Here is a 13,733-nt window from a genome sequence, read left to right as displayed (position 1 = left end):
CAATACTCATTGCTAACTACTCACTACTACTCATAAGGAATTCCAGATAGGCCACTGCATAATTATATTCATATACGGTCTGGTAATACTCCAGTTGTTTTTCAGAATACTGGGTTTCAGCCATTAGCAGATCTGTTGTTTTTTCCAGTCCCTGCTCGTAGCGATTGTTCCTTATACGCAGGGCTTCTTCAGATTGTTCCAGGGCCAGTTGGGTAAGGTGAAGCTTGTTCTCAGCATCCTTTAAGGCCCTCCTGGCCCTGTTTAGTTCCAGTTCGTTCTGCGAAATGTATTGATCCAGTTCCAGTCTTGCTTTTTCATATTCGGCTTTGCTTTCCTGGGCTTTTCCGAAGCGTTTGCTTCCATCAAAGATGTCCCAGGTAAGGGCTATTCCGGCCATATAACCATTGGCATCTCCCTGGAAGATCTCATCGTCATAAAGTTCGTAGCTTCCAAAGGCATTCAGGCGTGGCAGAAAGGACATCTTATCTGCCTGGTACATTTTCTTGCGGGCATCTGTAGCAAGATCCATGGCTTTTATATCTGCACGTTCACGGGATAACCCCATCATTTCTCCAGAGGCAAGTTGAACACTCAGGGAATCTGTTGGCAACAGGATCACATCCTCCTCAGTTCCCATAAGGAACATAAGGTAATCTGAAGCATTGCGAACATTTGACCGGGCATATTGCAGCTGATTTTCGACTTCGGTCACGCGAACATCTACAGAAAGAACATCAGATCGTTGCAGGTATCCCTGTTTGAAATTATTATCGGCGAGTCTTTTATTGGCAAGAGCAGTTTCGCGGGCTTGTTCAAGTACCGCAACGGCTTTATGGGCAAGCTGCAGCTGCATATAGGATTTCTCCACCTCGAGCATCATATGATCTGTGGTACGTTCGCCTTGCAACTCTGTGGCCTGCATTTTGCTCCTGGCTGCCCCACGTTGATAGATCCCGTCTACATTGATCAAAGGTTGTTGCACCTCCAGTTTGGTAGCGAAATTATCAAACCGGTCGGGGTCGTTCAGCCTTGCAGGATCGAAATCACTTTGTGCTACGACCTCCTGGTTAAGTTTGGACCCGAATACCATTAAAGGGTTATTGGTGGTCATGCCCGTATGGGAGGCAGTGATCTTAGGTAGAAAGATCGCGTTGGTTTGGCGATATTGTGCCCTTGCCGCCAGGAACTCCTGTTGAGAGATCTTAAGGCTGCGGTTGTTCTTTACAACCTCCTCCAGTACATCATCCTTGGCAACGGTCCTGGTTTCCTGGGCCTGCAGTGTCAAGCCGAACAGTATGACCAAAAAGAACAGGTAATAAGTATTTCTCTTCATTTCTTAAATTTTACTGGCACAAAAGTACTCTCTCAGGGAGCCGTGGTCAGTAACCTTTGTTACCAAGTGTTAAATGTGCTGTTTGTGAAGATTTAGGGTAGGGGGACCTTTAAAGGTGTCTTTTTTTAGTGAAAAAACAAATGATATGCGTCACCTCTTAAAACGATATTTTTGAAGGATCTTTTGGAGTGAAGAAGAGAGGTGTGAGCCTGAGAAACAGGCTGTAGGCGAAGTTGAAAGATCTTGACTGGGAAAAGCTTTAGAGTTGTGCTTTATCGAATAATTGTGGTTTCCTAATAAAGGCCGCAAAAAGGGTCCCCAGCACAATAAGGGCTGCCACTTCAAACGGCTTCTCTTTAGAGAGATGAATGAAAACAATAAAGGTTATATATAATGACAACAGGCCGTTCCCCAGATCACTGTTTTTTCACCAGGAACAAAGCCGTAGCGACCAATAAAAATACTCCTGTGCTTATCATGATCGCTTCGTTCGTAATGATCTTTTCTACTTGATTGGGCTGAAGTATTTTTCCTAAGCCGTTCTAAATGAAGATCATGGAGACCAATACAGAGGGTAACCAGATTAAAGCGGGTCTTATTATTTTTTGAGATTGCATTAAGGAGGTTGTGACGGTTACGGTTATCGCAAGTTGCGGGAGTAGGAACGCGAATTTGTCGGTTAAGTATTGGTTTGTTGATCAAGTTAATTATTTTCTTTCTAAAGCTGCCGTCTCTTGGCCATGGAAGCCGTTTGATAGAACAAAATTATTTTTTTATTAAAGGGAAGTCATTAATAGTACAATGATAAATTGGACCTTTATTTATAGTTTCTAGAATCTTATTACTTTTTTTGTTTAGTTTCTTCCAATTTTCTTCTTGAAGAATTTTATTAATCAATTCATCATTAAACTGATTTTTTCTTAGAAAATTTTCGAATTCTAACTTTTCTAATTTTTCTACTTGTGATTTTTTTTGCTGTATTTCCACATCTAATTTCTCAGCTTCTTTGTCTGCCTTCCTTGCCTCAGCTTCCTCTCTCTTTTTTTTCGCCTCAATTAATTCTATTTCAGATTCCTCTCTCTTTTTTTGGACCTTAAGCAATTCTCTTTCTGCTTCTAAATTCTGAATTTCAGCTTTTATTTTTTCCGTATCAGCTTTAGTTTTATTTGTATCAGCTTGCGTATTTTGAATAGTGGCAGGGAAATAAATTAATGCTCCAGTTAAATAAAGAGCTCTTAGTGCTTTTTTTGAAGGAGCAGCTTTTTCTAGTAATTCGGTTACCCATTCAATCGAATTTCCAGTATGGGCTGTATCTAAAACTAACTTCAAACTATCTGGAACTCTTTCTTCATTTAGGGCTTTGTAAACTAGCTCATAAAGATCATCAACACCCCTTATTAATAAAGCAATATCCTTCAATGGTAAATAATCATAAGCAAGGTAAAACTTAATATTATTATCAAAATTTTCGAAGGAGAAAGTTTCTGTTCTTCCTAGAACTGGTGGATCACTGACATTTGTATTCATCTTTTTAATATTTATATGGATAAATTTATAATCAAATTGCTGCCAACGTCTCCGGTTAACGCAAGTAGCGGACTGGAAAACGATTATTTGTAGGTTAAGTTATCCTTTAAAAGTAGTCAAAAATATCATTTTTAGAGGCTCTGCCGCAATTTGCTTGTTAACCGTTGATAGACATTTATTTCCCAAGAAATTTCCTATAATCCGCATAGTTATCCAGTCCTAGAATATTTTTTGTGTTACCATACTTGTCCACATGAAATTCATATCTGTTATTAGCAATTCGCAATGATATTCTTAGGACTCCTATTGAGTTAAATTGGGTAGTTTTATCTGATTGATATTGTTTAAAAGCATTAGCGGCAAATTCTAAATCTTTAATTATTTCACTTATCTTAGTGTATCCAGCTAAATTTAATTCTTTGACAATATTAATATCAGGTTCATCGTATTGACTAGCGTCAAAGGCGGGATGGTTTAATAACAATTCTTTTAATGATTCAACATTAATCAAATTCTCATTTTCTGAAGTTGATGTTATCTGAACCAAGGAATCAATATCAATTTTCAGTCTTTCACCGAGGGACCTATCAGCGTCTAAAACATATAGTATTTTACCAGTATTAGCGAACATGTTTTGAACGTAATGTAGGAGAGGTTTTTTTGTTTTTGTCATCCAGTCTCCTTTTGTATTATCAAATGTTAGAAATACAGTGTTAGTTTCTTTTTCTTTAGAATATTTCATGATTTCATGAAAGATTATATAGTCGCCATATGGATCTTCGGGTTTCAGCTTTATATCTCCCATCCCTGGAAAAACAAAATTTGGTTTGTTATAAGCAGAGTCTAAACCTTCCTTAGAGAAATTATTGGATAATGTGTCAAAATCTTTTTTTATCTTTTCTATTTCCTCCTCTGTTAAGTCGTCGTAAATAATACAAGATTCTAAAAGCTTTAGGAACTTGTCTTTGATTATTAAGTCATTATAATTTATCCTTTTTTCTTCAGAAGTTTCATTCAACTTTTCTAGTAAAATTTCTAGCTTCTGTTTATGTTTATTTATTTCTGTCTCTACAAATGGATAGTCTTTAAGCACTATTTTATGATTATCAAGAAATGCTTTCATTTTATTAACGATCTCTGAATTAAAGTCTTTAGGAATTCTGTTTGTGACTTGCTCAAAAAAACTTTGAATAACATTTTCTCTATTTTTTAAGAACTCATATTGAACCTGACTAGTCAAAACAATTCTTTGTTTGTTTTCCTCTATAAATTCATATAATTTTTCTCTGGCAGTAAAAGATATACTGTAATATCTTAGTAAAATATTGGTGTCTAAGAATATGGGTGTATTGGTATTAAAGGAAATTTCATCTTTAATATTGGCGGAATATAAGTCCAAACATTCCAAATAATTCGTAATGGAATTTATTTCCATTTTTTCTAGATAACTCATCGTATGAATTTAGGTTATTTTTAAAAATTCTTCCCAAAATTTAATATTTAATAAATCTTATCTTTTAATTCTTAAGATTTCGGGATATAAACCAAGGTCTCCGTAAATCTATTAAAATTTTGTTAAAGAGAATTACGGGATTCCGTAAAAGGCCGGTGTAGGTAGCAGTGTGCAAAAAATGCCTTTTCCAGCGGTGAAATGAACAGACACTTTAATTCCGAAATCCTTCCGAAGAAAAAAAGGAGAAGCCGGGGATTTTAATGGGGGCTTTTCGTCTAAGAGACTTACATACCACCCACACCCACCAGCAGAAAGAAGAATAACATGGCAATGGCCAGGGCGATCAGAGTGGGTTTCATCCAGCTTTTCTTTTCAAAGACGAAGTCACTGCCTATGTATTTGTTCCAGAAGAATTCATTGAGGATGGCGGCACCTATCACATTGGCGACCAGGGTAAGTCCCGGCTGCAGATCAAATGCCTGCATTACCAGGGCGGTAGCGATCAAATAGAGCACTGCAAATGCAAGTACCCCGAGTGCAGCCTTCTGTTTTCCCAGGGAACGCAGGTTTGACATGAGCAGCACCGCGGCAAAGATGACCGAGAAAAGAATGGCAAAAGCAAGGATCAGGATTTTGGAATAAAGACGGGGAATGGGCTTTTCCTGTTCGAATTCCATAGTTTCCTTTTCCTGAAGATCATTGTTTTCTGACATTACCCGGTATTTTTTCCTGCGGCAAATTTATCGAAATTTTCAGCATTTTCGTTCCTCTTACGGCACAGTTACACTAAACATTCTTTCTTATTCCGAAATTTTCTATTTTAGAGCTATGTCCTCAACTCCATGAAAAAATTTCTCACCTACGGTCTGCTCCTCATTTTAATAGCGGGTACCATTACGTTCATTATCTACTATCCCCGCCTCAACCTCATCACCGGCTTCGCGGCAAAGAATGTGTGTTCCTGCCTTTTTGAAGCCGACAGGACGCTCGAATCTGTAGAAGCCGGGGACAATGATTTTGAGCCGGTGTCTTACGCTAAAACCGAAGTGGATCATTCCGAAAGGTCAGCCTCTGCGAAAGTTTTTGGACTCAAGAAACGAAAAGCGGTTTACCGGGAAGGCCTGGGCTGCACCTTGTTGCCCGAAAATGCGTCTTCAGATGACCTTTCCCCAGTGGCCCCTCAACGCAATTTCACTCCTAACCCGGCACCATACCCGGGAGGGGAGGGCGAGCCTACAGACACTGTCTTTGCAGAGGTTGATGAACATAAGCTGCAGGAGGCTGTAAACTTTGCATTTGAGCCGGCACACCGCACCCGGGCCGTCCTCGTGCTTTACCGGGATCATTTGATCTTCGAAAAATATGCTGAAGGCTTTTCAGCAGAAACCAAGATGCAGGGCTGGTCCATGACCAAAAGCATCACCAGTGCCGTGCTGGGGGCCTTGGAAAGACAGGGAAAACTCTCTTTGGACGAAACCCATCTTTTTCCTGAATGGGAAAATGACCGCAGATCCGAAATCACCCTGAACCAACTAATTCAAATGAATAGCGGCCTGGAATGGGAGGAAGATTACACTAAAATTTCTGATGTCACCAAAATGCTATTCCTGGCCCGGGATATGGGAAAGGTGCAGCTTGAAAAAGAACTTACCGGCACTCCCGGAAACAGCTTTAACTATTCTTCGGGTATTTCCAACTTATTGTCCCGGTATATTCGGAACAATTTCGATTCCCATCAAGAGTACCTGGACTTTTGGTATTCTAACGTGATCGACGCCATAGGCATGCATTCCATGACCCTTGAAACCGACTTTTCAGGAAATTACGTGGGCTCTTCCTATTCATGGGCGACTGCCCGGGATTGGGCTAAATTCGGACTCCTGTACCTCAACAGGGGCAAATGGAACGGGGAACAGATCCTTAACGAATCCTGGGTAGATTATACCGTCACGCCCGCCAAAGGATCTGAAGGGGTTTATGGTGCGCACTTCTGGCTCAATGCCGGCGGGTTCTATCCCGATGTCCCAAAAGACCTTTTTTCAGCCAATGGTTTCCAGGGGCAGCATGTATTCATCATTCCCTCCAAAGATTTGGTGGTGGTAAGGTTAGGGCTCATAGAACATCCCGAATTTGATATGAATGCGTTCCTTAGTGGAATACATTCTGCTATTGAAGATCCTTCTGTAGCCGGGATACCATAACGAGGTCCTTCCAATTCCGGTTTTCCTCTGCGGGTGGGTCTATAAGATCGCTCTTAGTAAGGCGGAATCCATTCTTCCGCATGGTGTGTAGTAATAATTCTGATTCATGGAAGTGGGTCAATAGCTTCATGCTTCCCCCTTGACTGGATTCAACCCACTGCTGCCTGTAATTCTCAGCTACCATTGTGCTCAAATAACACAGCCCTGAATTTTTCAGGATTCCGGCAATCTTAAGGATCAGATCTTCAACTTCTTCCGGGGAAAGATAAGGAAGGCAAAAACCGCAGACCACAGCGTCAAAACTTTGATCAAGCCGGTCAATTTTCCTGCAATCCATTACCTGGAAACTAGCCGTGGGATTATTCACTTTGGCCAGTTCTATCATTTTAGGGGAGAGATCGATCCCCAAAATCCGGAGGCCGGGTTTCTTCTGCAAAAGATAACGGGAGACGTTTCCCGGTCCGCAACCAATATCGAAGATCCGGTCATTTTCTTCCAAAAAACTGCAGAGGAAATCAAGCGGTTCCCTGTAGTATTGCAGGTCCATGAATTTTTCCTGATACTGCCGGGCACAGCTATCAAATATCTGCCTTACGTTTTCCGGTTGGTCCATCTAAAATGTAGGTAAACAGTTTTTGCCGGCAGGAAGTGCGATTCCCAAAGTTTCTACTCCTCTTCCTTTTCCAGCAATTGATCAAGATTGGTTAGAGCTGAGGTAAACCCTTCCTGAAAACCCATTTCGAGGATCTTTTCCAGGTCCTCCCTGCTCTCATGTTCGATCTCCATGGTCACCCGGGTAGTATCCACAGAATCTTCCTCGAATTCTACCTTCCAGCTGGATTCCGGAAGGCCGGTATTTCTGTTTCCTTTTTCATCGATAAAAGCATCATATCCTGTAAAACTTATGAGGGTCTTTACCGATTGATAATCGGCCTGAGACCAGTGTTTCTCTCCATTGGGACCCACCATGGCATAGATCCACTTTCCACCTTCCCTGAAATCCATGCTTTTTGTTTCACATTTCCACGGCTCAGGAGCCCACCATTGGTCCAGGAGTTCCTGTTGGGTCCAGGCTTTCCACACACGTGAAACCGGGGCCGAGAATTCCTTTTTTACCCTGATGATATTGTTGTCCCTGTCAACAGAGAAATCTATAGCAAGATCTTTTTTCATCGAAATAGGATTTTTAATTAAAGTGTTGGTCTTTAATTAAATATAGCGAAAAAAGAGTGGAGGGGAACCATGATGAAAGTGTTTTTTGAATTACCCGGAGATCCTGAAATGAATTCAGGATGACGCGTACTCTTACCTTTTGTCAATGAAACTCCCGAAGCGGGGGGACAGCCTGACGGAATACAAACCTTTTTAGATAGCCCCCCGGCATTAAAAAGAGGTTATTTGATCAATATTTCAGGAGATCATTGAATTGCTGGTTAAGCTGTACGATATTCAGGCTCTGGTTGAAATTATCTTCCACCTTTACAAGGTTAATTTTTAGAACATCGATCGTATTTTCGATCTTCTGGTCATCTCCTATCTTTTTACTCTTGTTAAGGGTTTTCTCCAGGGCCTTTTGATAGGAAGCATAGATAGAAATGTATTCCTTGCCAAGGGATTCGATCTCATCCCTTATGAATTTCGCCTGATTTATTGCATAATTAGGATATAATAACCGGTCGTCATTAAGATGGCGGTTGTAATTCTCAGCATCGCGGGTAATGATGTTTTCTACTTTTTTCTCTACCGTGTTCTTGCTGTAGTACTTATTGATAAGATCATTATTTGAAATTGCCTCCACATCTGGATCTGTGCTTATGGTATTAGGACTAAGGGTGTTGATCCTTTCAGTAATATACTGGTTCAATAAAAGATTAAGCGCATTCTTACGGATATCGAGGTTAGCAAGGTTTTGATCGAATTCTGTTTGTGCTTTGGCCAGGCCTTCGTAATGTTCAATGTAGACTTTAAGTGAAGTTTTTAACTCTTGCACGTCTGTAAGTGAAATATCTTTTCCGGTGATGGCGGTGCCCACTACCAGATCTATCACAGACCTTATGGATTCTACTACAGGGATAGCACTGGTCACCACTTCTGTAAGAGGGGAGGAGATAATTTCATTTACAAAACCTATGAATTTATCAGATTTTACACCGTTCACTTTTCTCTGACCTTTTATGATCTTCTCGTTGAGCACGGTTTCAACTTCCCCTGAGAGCGAAAAACCAAGGTCCTTATTGTCCGGGTTGTTCAAGGAGGTGATCTGGCTGTGGAAATCTGAGGTGGCATCCAACTGCTTGATCGCGTTCAAACTCACGTTAGCGGCCAGGACAAATTCGGTTGTTCTTACTATTTTGTTCCGTCTCTGGGTCAACTGTTGTTTTTGAGAGAACAGTTCTTTGTCAGTTAACTTTTTGATCACCTCATTATTGGACTTCACGGCATCATTAAAACTGGAATATTCCTTTTCCAGATTAGAGATCTTTCCGGAGAGTTCCGAAAGGGAATCCTGCGTCTTCAGCAATTCTGTATACCTGTTGTAAAGTTGATTGATGGAATCCTGAAGTGACTGCTGTGCAAAGCCCTTGAATGGGAGGCCAATTATTAGAAGTATAAGAAGTTTCTTGTTCATAGTTTTTAATTTAATGGGCGGCAATGTAGTAAAACTTTTAATATCCTATGAACGGTAAAAAACCTGATTTGTTATAACGGAAAGAACTGATGTTTAGGATCCTAGGTTCTGCAATGAGCAATGATCAATGAGCAATCATCAATAAACAAGTACCAAATTCCAAGCACCAAATTCCAAAAATAATTTTGAGAATGAGATGATTTAAAAATTTGAGAGGAATCAACCAATTAACCAATCCACCAATTAACAAATCACCGAATCCACGATTCCCGATTCCCGAACCAACGATTCCCGAACCAACGACTACTCAATACTCACCTTCTGGCTCGTTAGGGTGTTCATTTTAACTTTCACCGAAAGGTTTTGAGGCATTTGAAGATCGAGTTCCATGGGTATTTCAGAATTAAAGGAGGTGATAAACTCCTCTTTTATGTCATATTCAAGTGATCCTGTTCCCGTACCTTCGGCCTTCAGTTCAAACTCTTCCTGTTCAGAATTAAGATTTATGGTTTGTTGCAGGTCAAAAAAGGCCGTGCCGGCATCTATCTTCTTCAACTTATACAGGGTCGTGATCTCTGTTCTTATGGGTTTCATTCCTTCTACCGGGACCTGAATAGGAATTTTATTTGTAAAAGTGTCCCCAACTTTAAGAGAGTGCCGGGGGAACTCTATTTGCTGCTGAAGGTTCTCAATAGTAGAAACCAACATGTTCTTAATATCAGCAGGTGCCTCGTTGCCAATCACACTGTCGATCACGAACTTATTTCCATTGCTGTATTTCCCCATAACCCTAACTCCCGAAAGCGGAGATCTCTTTGTGTAGGTTTCCCCATTCATTACTGTTTTAGAATCGATATCCCCATAGACCATAATGGCAGGAAATTGCCCGTCCTCTTCCCGCGCTCCTGTTGTAAGCGTCGTGGGAATAAATGTCTCATCCTTACTAATCACAGGATTAGTGACCCCTGCCGATTCCATATATTCCATCATTTGAGGATCTCCTGAAAAACTGGTTTCAGTTGATGCCACCGTCCTTAATTCAATAATGTATTTTTTCCCCGGTTTATATTCCGCTTTAAAAACTACTTCCTGTGCCAGGGCAGGAATTGACAGTAACAGGAGGCAAATGGGCAGGATGTATTTTCTCATCTGGATTTTTGTAAACTATAAATTTATTAAAATTTAGTTAATCCAATATCGAAGAACAATGCTGTATGAGGCTGCGCATCAAAACTCATGAAAAAAACCTAAAAACCAACCTTTTACTAAAATTCTCCCAATTATAAGATATGTGACAATTTGATATTTTTTGTAGCGTTTGAAGGTGCAGTAAACAATTGTAAAATGAAATATATTATGAAAAACCTAAAAATTTATGGTTTAGCGCTAGTTGCGGTTTTTTCTTTTTATTCCTGTTCTGATGATGATGATAATATTGACACTACACCTGATGTTGATCTGAATGTCACGGCTCCCAGGGCAGATACTTATGTGAATACCACAGCCCTTCCACAGCCTATCCTGGATTACATTGTGGCCCACTATCCCGGGCAGACCATCGTAGAAGCAGAAATTGAAGACAATAACAACTATGAAGTGAAATTAAGCAATGATGTTGAACTGGTCTTTGATTCTGAAGGTACCTTCCGGGGGGTAGATGATGACGGTGATGATGATTTTGGGGATGAAGATATTGCTGTTGCTAACCTTCCGCAGAAGATCAGGGATTTTATCGCCCTGCATTATCCCACAGCTACCATAGAGGAAGCAGAACGGGAGAATAATGGGAACTACGAGATCGAACTGAGTAATGATGTGGAAATAATTTTTGATTCCAACGGAGACTTCCTCGGTCAGGCCGTAGACAGCAGTCCTAATGATGACAAGGACGATGATGATATCGCTATTGAAGATCTGCCTGAAGTAATTACAAATTACATTAATGAACATTATCATAATGTCTCCATCATTGAAGCCGAAATGGAAGATAATGGTTACGAGATAGGATTAAGTAACGGAATGGAATTAAAATTCGATTCTGACGGGAAATTCCTGAGTGCCGAAGATCATAACGGAGACGATGATGAGGATGATGATGACGACGACAGCGAGGATGACAGTGACTAATAATTAAACCCGGATCTAATAGAAAAACCTTCCCCACCGGGAAGGTTTTCTGTTTTTAAGAGCTTTGTTATTTATGGATCAACGCATCATGTTGCTGCCCGGTCTTGTTTGCTGCATCATTTCATGCATTTCCCTGGCCATAGCAGTATCCCTTTCCATTAAAATCCGCATTCGCTGGATCATTAGTTGCCGCATTTGAGGATTTCTCTGCATCCTGGTGGTATCCCATTCTACCATCATCATTTCCTGCATGACGGTGTCCATCATTCCCGGATTAGTTTTCATCATGGACTGCATTTGCTGGCGTCCATACATATTGCGCATCATAGGACGGTTGGCGCGCATCCATTCCATGGACTTTGGGCTTTCCCTCATTTCTGTCATAAATTCAGTAAACATCTCCTCATCATTAAGGATCTGCTGATACACGTCTTCCCTGGCTTCAGGATTTTCAGTCAGGTTCACCCCGTCATCATTGTCACAGGCTACAAAACCTGTCATGAGGAGGAGAAGGCTCATCAAAACTGATAATTTCATTTTTAAATTTTTCATAATTATTTGTTGTTTGGTTAAAGGTCAAAATAACTTCATTGCCTGAAGTTTCTCTTTTAATGAAAATCTCCTATTAAATTAAGATAATTTTTCTACGGAATGAAGGGTCTTAAGTTATCCTTAACTTTAAATGAAAAACGAAAATCACCCTAAATAAGAGGATGACGGTAATCTTCTGTCTTTTCAGGGATCGTATCTTTTCCTGATTTTCTCAATACAGCAGAATTGCAGAGGTTGTCCAGACAGGAGATACTTTGCCGTACCACATTGGTCAAGGTGGAGATCGGCACTTCATTATGTCTTATATTCCGGTAAATGTAAGTGATCAATTCATTGTAGAGCTGTTCGTTTTCCTTTAGCCAGTTTTGCGGAGTGGTGATCTCACTTCCGGTCTCTTCCTGCTCCAGAAAAAGATCGATTTCTCCGAGGCGTTGCTGTAACAGCGTACTTAACCTGGACAGGATCTCATGACCCACCTTGTCATCACTTTCTGAAATAAAACTGATGTTGTGTATAATGTCCTTGATATCTTTAGCCCCGTAGACCATGGAACGCAAAGCCATCATGCTCGAGGTAAGATGAGCCGACTCTGCTTCAGTCAGGTTCTTTTCCTGTAACTGTGAGTAATAGGAGATCAATTCATCCTCAAGTCGCTTGATCTGCTCGTATTTCTTGTTGAGGTTCGTGGCACTACTAAAGATCAATTTCCACTGGGAATCCCGGCTCTTACCCTTCTCTCTTATTCTGAAACATTCAAGTATGAACTGCCGGGTATAAAGAAAAACCTGGCGTAACTCCTTATCAATGGCCTGCAGGGCAATATCGGGGACTTCGGGCGGGATATTTTTAACATATAAGGTTTCTCCTTTGGGTATTGCCTTTCCGAAGAGACCTTTCAGGAACCTTTCAAAAATTCCGAGGAAAGGGTAAAAAAGTAGTATGCCAATAAGGGTGATAAGGGAATTCAACAATACAAGTTCCAGAAGAGGATCTGTGAGATTTAGGACAACCCGGGTGAACAAGACCATTTCCCTGATGAAAAAGAAAAGAACCACCCCCACAATTGCGTTGAACATGAAATTTGCCAGGGAGAGTCTCTTTTTATCTGCCGTTCCCCCCAGGGCACCAATGATCAAAGTCGCAGTGGTACCAATATGTGCCCCAATTGCCAGGGCTAATGATTGATAGATGTCGATCAAACCTGCATTGAGCGCGCTTAGAATGATCACTATCATAGCCGAACTTGACTGTATAATGGCGGTAATTATCAGGCCGGTGAGTAAGAATGCCCAGAGCCCGTAATTTTTGAAAGATGCAAGGTCGAAATGGGAGGTAAGGTTGGCAATGGAATCTTTCATGAAATCAAGACCCAGGAAAAGCAACCCGAATCCCACCAGGAACCCGCCGAGACTTTTGAGGAATGGCCGGGATTCCAGAAAAAGATAACTGAGGATCCCCACCGCAAGAAATGGAAAGGAGAAATCTGCGATATCCATTTTGAAACCCAGGGCGGCCACTATCCATGCGGTAAAGGTAGTGCCCAGGTTAGCACCCAGCACCACTCCCAGGGAATTACGCAGACCTATCATCCCCGCTCCCAAAAAAGCCAGTACCAGCAAATTCACCATGGAACTGCTTTGCAGGATCCCCGTTACAATAGTTCCTGTAAGGATCCCTTTCCAGCTTTTGCCGGTAAAGCGTTGCAGCAATTTTTTAAAAGCCTTACCCGCCATGCCTTTAATACCCCCTTCCAAATGATGCATCCCGAAGAGAAATATCCCCAGGCCGGCGATAAACATCCAGAAATCAAATGGGTCTGTCTGCATAATACGGGTTATGAACTCTTACAAATATATCATAGGTAAACCGTACAAAAGCTGATTTTTGTCTTATTAAGGTGAAAATAAAGCA

General features: G+C 41.0%; 12 protein-coding genes. 2 read left to right on the top strand and 10 right to left on the bottom strand.

Features of this window, described 5'->3' with window-relative positions; all coding sequences use genetic code 11:
* Nucleotides 1-16: 16 nt before the first annotated feature.
* From ACFSTG_RS14990 to ACFSTG_RS14975, 4 genes are all read right to left on the bottom strand, one after another.
* On the bottom strand, nt 17-1,333 hold the full coding sequence (locus tag ACFSTG_RS14990) for a TolC family protein (protein ID WP_380755069.1): 1,317 nt from the start codon (nt 1,331-1,333) through the stop codon (nt 17-19).
* 765 nt (nt 1,334-2,098) lie between these two features.
* Complete coding sequence (locus ACFSTG_RS14985; RefSeq protein WP_380755066.1) at nt 2,099-2,860, bottom strand: hypothetical protein; 762 nt, start codon at nt 2,858-2,860, stop codon at nt 2,099-2,101.
* 175 nt (nt 2,861-3,035) lie between these two features.
* Nucleotides 3,036-4,313 carry a PIN-like domain-containing protein gene (locus tag ACFSTG_RS14980; RefSeq protein WP_380755063.1) on the bottom strand — a complete coding sequence of 426 codons (1,278 nt, stop codon included), beginning with the start codon at nt 4,311-4,313 and terminating at the stop codon, nt 3,036-3,038.
* Between the two features lie 284 nt (nt 4,314-4,597).
* On the bottom strand, nt 4,598-5,026 hold the full coding sequence (locus ACFSTG_RS14975) for a hypothetical protein (protein ID WP_380755060.1): 429 nt from the start codon (nt 5,024-5,026) through the stop codon (nt 4,598-4,600).
* A gap of 129 nt (nt 5,027-5,155) precedes the next feature.
* On the opposite strand from ACFSTG_RS14975, the gene ACFSTG_RS14970 reads away from it, so the two are divergent.
* Nucleotides 5,156-6,514 carry a serine hydrolase domain-containing protein gene (locus ACFSTG_RS14970; RefSeq protein ID WP_380755057.1) on the top strand — a complete coding sequence of 453 codons (1,359 nt, stop codon included), beginning with the start codon at nt 5,156-5,158 and terminating at the stop codon, nt 6,512-6,514.
* Here the strand turns inward: ACFSTG_RS14970 and ACFSTG_RS14965 are convergent.
* The 4 genes from ACFSTG_RS14965 to ACFSTG_RS14950 form a co-directional block, all read right to left on the bottom strand.
* The gene (locus ACFSTG_RS14965) at nt 6,480-7,127 is read right to left on the bottom strand and encodes a class I SAM-dependent DNA methyltransferase (protein ID WP_380755055.1); all 648 of its coding nucleotides are present in this window, start codon (nt 7,125-7,127) and stop codon (nt 6,480-6,482) included. The two genes, ACFSTG_RS14970 and ACFSTG_RS14965, sit on opposite strands and share 35 nt — an antisense overlap.
* Nucleotides 7,128-7,180: 53 nt before the next feature.
* Nucleotides 7,181-7,687 (bottom strand): SRPBCC family protein, encoded by a 507-nt coding sequence (locus ACFSTG_RS14960; RefSeq protein ID WP_380755052.1) that lies wholly within the window; start codon nt 7,685-7,687, stop codon nt 7,181-7,183.
* A gap of 229 nt (nt 7,688-7,916) precedes the next feature.
* A complete protein-coding gene (locus ACFSTG_RS14955) occupies nt 7,917-9,143 on the bottom strand; it encodes a hypothetical protein (protein WP_380755049.1) in 1,227 nt (408 codons plus the stop codon).
* A 303-nt stretch (nt 9,144-9,446) separates the two neighbouring features.
* Nucleotides 9,447-10,292, bottom strand: a complete 846-nt coding sequence (locus ACFSTG_RS14950; protein ID WP_380755047.1) for a hypothetical protein — start codon at nt 10,290-10,292, stop codon at nt 9,447-9,449.
* Between the two features lie 207 nt (nt 10,293-10,499).
* Here ACFSTG_RS14950 and ACFSTG_RS14945 point away from each other — a divergent pair, with 207 nt between their 5' ends.
* Nucleotides 10,500-11,270 (top strand): PepSY-like domain-containing protein, encoded by a 771-nt coding sequence (locus ACFSTG_RS14945; protein ID WP_380755044.1) that lies wholly within the window; start codon nt 10,500-10,502, stop codon nt 11,268-11,270.
* Between the two features lie 78 nt (nt 11,271-11,348).
* Here the strand turns inward: ACFSTG_RS14945 and ACFSTG_RS14940 are convergent, their stop codons facing one another.
* Together ACFSTG_RS14940 and ACFSTG_RS14935 are read right to left on the bottom strand one after the other, a co-directional pair.
* Nucleotides 11,349-11,807, bottom strand: coding sequence for a hypothetical protein (locus ACFSTG_RS14940; RefSeq protein ID WP_380755041.1), 459 nt, complete (start codon nt 11,805-11,807; stop codon nt 11,349-11,351).
* 164 nt (nt 11,808-11,971) lie between these two features.
* Nucleotides 11,972-13,648, bottom strand: a complete 1,677-nt coding sequence (locus ACFSTG_RS14935) for a Na/Pi cotransporter family protein (RefSeq protein ID WP_380755038.1) — start codon at nt 13,646-13,648, stop codon at nt 11,972-11,974.
* Nucleotides 13,649-13,733 lie beyond the last annotated feature (85 nt).

Origin of the sequence: Salinimicrobium flavum (assembly GCF_042684505.1) — a bacterium.
In the GTDB taxonomy this organism is placed as follows: Bacteria; Bacteroidota; Bacteroidia; order Flavobacteriales; family Flavobacteriaceae; genus Salinimicrobium; species Salinimicrobium flavum.
Note: the sequence above shows the minus strand (reverse complement) of the source record. Positions and strands in the feature narration are given on the sequence as shown.

Bases quoted from the DNA above. Each gene is read 5' to 3' on its own strand.
- ACFSTG_RS14955 (WP_380755049.1), bottom strand. From the start codon at position 9,143: ATGAACAAGAAACTTCTTATACTTCTAATAATTGGCCTCCCATTCAAG.
- ACFSTG_RS14945 (WP_380755044.1), top strand. From the start codon at position 10,500: ATGAAAAACCTAAAAATTTATGGTTTAGCGCTAGTTGCGGTTTTTTCT.
- ACFSTG_RS14975 (WP_380755060.1), bottom strand. From the start codon at position 5,026: ATGTCAGAAAACAATGATCTTCAGGAAAAGGAAACTATGGAATTCGAA.
- ACFSTG_RS14940 (WP_380755041.1), bottom strand. From the start codon at position 11,807: ATGAAATTATCAGTTTTGATGAGCCTTCTCCTCCTCATGACAGGTTTT.
- ACFSTG_RS14985 (WP_380755066.1), bottom strand. From the start codon at position 2,860: ATGAATACAAATGTCAGTGATCCACCAGTTCTAGGAAGAACAGAAACT.
- ACFSTG_RS14935 (WP_380755038.1), bottom strand. From the start codon at position 13,648: ATGCAGACAGACCCATTTGATTTCTGGATGTTTATCGCCGGCCTGGGG.
- ACFSTG_RS14950 (WP_380755047.1), bottom strand. From the start codon at position 10,292: ATGAGAAAATACATCCTGCCCATTTGCCTCCTGTTACTGTCAATTCCT.
- ACFSTG_RS14970 (WP_380755057.1), top strand. From the start codon at position 5,156: ATGAAAAAATTTCTCACCTACGGTCTGCTCCTCATTTTAATAGCGGGT.
- ACFSTG_RS14980 (WP_380755063.1), bottom strand. From the start codon at position 4,313: ATGAGTTATCTAGAAAAAATGGAAATAAATTCCATTACGAATTATTTG.
- ACFSTG_RS14960 (WP_380755052.1), bottom strand. From the start codon at position 7,687: ATGAAAAAAGATCTTGCTATAGATTTCTCTGTTGACAGGGACAACAAT.
- ACFSTG_RS14990 (WP_380755069.1), bottom strand. From the start codon at position 1,333: ATGAAGAGAAATACTTATTACCTGTTCTTTTTGGTCATACTGTTCGGC.
- ACFSTG_RS14965 (WP_380755055.1), bottom strand. From the start codon at position 7,127: ATGGACCAACCGGAAAACGTAAGGCAGATATTTGATAGCTGTGCCCGG.